Here is a 2,942-nt window from a genome sequence, read left to right on the forward strand (position 1 = left end):
GTCCGGCGTGTTCGGGAGCTCGGGCGCTCTGATCACCGCGACGGACGAGGTCGACTACTGCACGGGCTGCCACGACATGAACGACGGCCGCGTCTCGGCCGTCGGCGGCGGCGCGTTCGAGCGGGCGAGCAAGAGCACGCACGTGATGATCGCGGTCGGCGGCGCCTACACGGAGTTCGGCGCGGCGACGGCCGACCACGCGGACGCACTGGCGACCAGCGCGAACTGCACCGACTGCCACGCCACCGGAAGGACCGGCGGCGGTCCGCACGATTCCGACGGATACAAGCTGCTGAAGGTCGCCGTGACCGACGACACGACGCTGAACGACGTCTGTCTGGACTGCCACGGCGAAGGCGTAGGGATCACCTACTAGGCCTTCCGCCGTCATCGCGGCGCGAGCCCGATCGGAAGGGGGGCACCGAAAGCCGGTGCCCCCCTTCCTTGCCCTGCGGGCGAGGTTGTTGTTCCTTTTCTCTATGTGATGTTCGAGCGCTGGTGAGGCGAGATTGGATCCCGGACCCGAAGGCCGAATGCGACTCTTCGCGCTGCCGGCGCTGCTGGGGCTCGCCGTGGCGTGGCTGCTGTCGGGCCCCTTGACCGCGCAATGGGACAGACCGTGTCTCGCGTGTCATCGTTCGTCCTCGCCGGCAGGGTCCCACGTCTCGGTCGGCTGCGCGTCGTGCCACGCGGAGAGAGGCGTGCTGCTCGGTCTCGTCAACACGTGGCTGCTGACCGAGGAGACCCTTCACGCGGTCACCGGGGGGAGGTGGGACTCGGGGAGGCGGGTGGAGGATGCCGCCTGCCTCGGCTGCCACTCCGCCGGGATCGGCGACACCGTCACCTCCGAGCGGGGACTCAGGATGTCGCACGCCGAGGTGATCGAGGCGGCCTGGTCGTGCACGGAGTGCCACGGGTCGGCCGCGCACGAGCGGGACGGCGTCGTCGGGGTCACGATGAGCCGCTGCGCGTCCTGCCACAACGGCGAGGCGGCCTCCGGCGGCTGCGGCACCTGCCACGGCGAGAGGACCGACAGGCAGGCGGCTCGCGAGCACGACCCGGAGTGGTCGGTCACCCACGGGCGCAACTGGCGCATGACACACGGCATGGGGGACTTGAGCGCCTGCGGTCTCTGCCACGGGCCGGGCAAGTGCGCGGGCTGCCACGGCGTCGACCTGCCCCACCCCGAGGAGTTCGGTGCCGAGCACAGCGCCACGGCAAAGGAGCGGCGCGAGGACTGCGTGTCGTGTCACCGGCCGTCCTTCTGCGACAACTGCCACGGGATGGAGATGCCGCACCCCCAGGGCTTCCTCGCCGGCCACGGCGAGGCCGAGAAGGACGCGGGGAGTCAGGCGTGCGAGCACTGTCACGTCCCCTCCCAGTGCGACGGCTGTCACGCGGACCACACCCACCCCGGGCGTTCCGAGCCCCTGCGGGCGCCACGGCGCAAGTACGAGCGGGGCGGATAGATGCTGGCCGAGCGTCTGCGGCATGTGTGGCAGGTGGTCGTGTCGACGGTGCGCGACCCCACTTCGAACCTGACGGTCGCGTTCTTCGTCATGGCGATCGTGACGCTCGCGCTGCTGCTGCTGCTCGTGCTGCTCTACATCGTCCTGACATGGCGGGAGCACGGCGAACGGGAGCGCCGGAGGCCGGCTGCCGCCGACGGTGTGGAGCGACGTCCCTGGAGGCACCGGCGGCAGGCCGCCGCGGCTGCGGCCGCGCTGGCTGCGCTGGCGCTGGTCTCGGCCTGGGACTACTCCGGGCGGGATGGTCTCTGCGCCCGCTGCCACCACACGTCGCGGGCGTTCGAGACCCGTGCCGAAGGCGCCCACGCGAGCGTCCCGTGCGGCCGCTGCCACGTGGGACGCGGAGCCGCGGGAGCCCTGGCCCGCATAGGTGGAGCCGGGAACGCGGTGAACGCCGCGTTGGGAGCCTCAGCGGACGTCCCGATGCCGAGCTTCGTCTCGGATCGCGCCTGCCTGGCGTGTCACCGCGCCGTCACGGAGGGGACGATCACGGCGAGGGGCGTACGGATCCGCCACGCCGACATCTCCGGCGCGGGCTACCGCTGCGGCGACTGCCACAACACGGTGGCCCACGGTCCGCGCGTGCGCCGCGCCCGGGAGCCCTCCATGAGCAGCTGCGTCGTCTGCCATGACGGCGAGAAGGCTTCCGCCGCGTGTGAGACGTGCCACGTGGATGACCCGGGGGTGGCCATCAGGCGCCTGCCTCGCGGCTTCAAGAAGGCGAGGATCGTCAAGGAGGATTGCCGAGGGTGCCACTCCATCGAGAGCTGCAACGAGTGCCACGGCCTCGAGCTGCCGCATTCGCGCAGGTTCGTGGACGGTTACCACGCAAGGCAGGCCCTGGACAAGGAGACGTGTCTGAAGTGCCACGACCTCTACGCGTTCTGCAACAAGGGCTGTCACAGGTTCAAGGCGGGCCTGGCGGCGGGTCCGCGCGTCCTGGGCGGTCAACACGGGACGCGGCCGCGGTTCGTAGGCTGGCACTCGCGGTACGGCCCCCGGCGCTGCGCCGGCTGTCATGACGACCCGAACGTGTGCAGGTACTGTCACGAGAGGGCCGAGACCGGGTGACCGCCGTCTCGCTCGTCTTCCGCACTGGCACCGCTCTTGCACCCTCCACCTGCGGCCGGGCCGTTGCCGGACGGCCGCCTGAAGGACTCGAGAAGCGGCTGGAAGAGCCGCGGTAAGGGCGACTCCACCCCGTGAGCCTGCGACGCCTGAGAGGGCACGCGGGCGGGAGGCACGGAGGGAAGGACGAGGGAACCGGAGGGTGCGCGCTCCCGCGCGCGTCGTGCGCACGCGTCACGCGACGCGTGCCGTCGGCCGCTGCGGCGGTCCTCGCCGCGGCGGTCCTCGTCGCGCTCGCATCAGGGGCGCTCGCGCTCGCGGAGCCCGAGGCGCCGCCCGCCCGCC

Annotated in this window: 3 protein-coding genes; all 3 read left to right on the forward strand. The window is 71.7% G+C overall.

Translation table 11 applies throughout. The features are described from left to right. Positions 1-376 (forward strand): hypothetical protein (locus tag IBX62_10000; GenBank protein MBE0477417.1); only part of this gene is annotated, 376 nt, incomplete at its 5' end. Positions 377-533: 157 nt separating this feature from the next. Next, a complete protein-coding gene (locus IBX62_10005) occupies positions 534-1,469 on the forward strand; it encodes a hypothetical protein (GenBank protein MBE0477418.1) in 936 nt (311 codons plus the stop codon). Then, positions 1,470-2,600 (forward strand): cytochrome c3 family protein, encoded by a 1,131-nt coding sequence (locus tag IBX62_10010; protein MBE0477419.1) that lies wholly within the window; start codon positions 1,470-1,472, stop codon positions 2,598-2,600. Positions 2,601-2,942 lie beyond the last annotated feature (342 nt).

The organism is Coriobacteriia bacterium, assembly GCA_014859305.1.
Taxonomy (GTDB): Bacteria; Actinomycetota; Coriobacteriia; order Anaerosomatales; family Kmv31; genus Kmv31.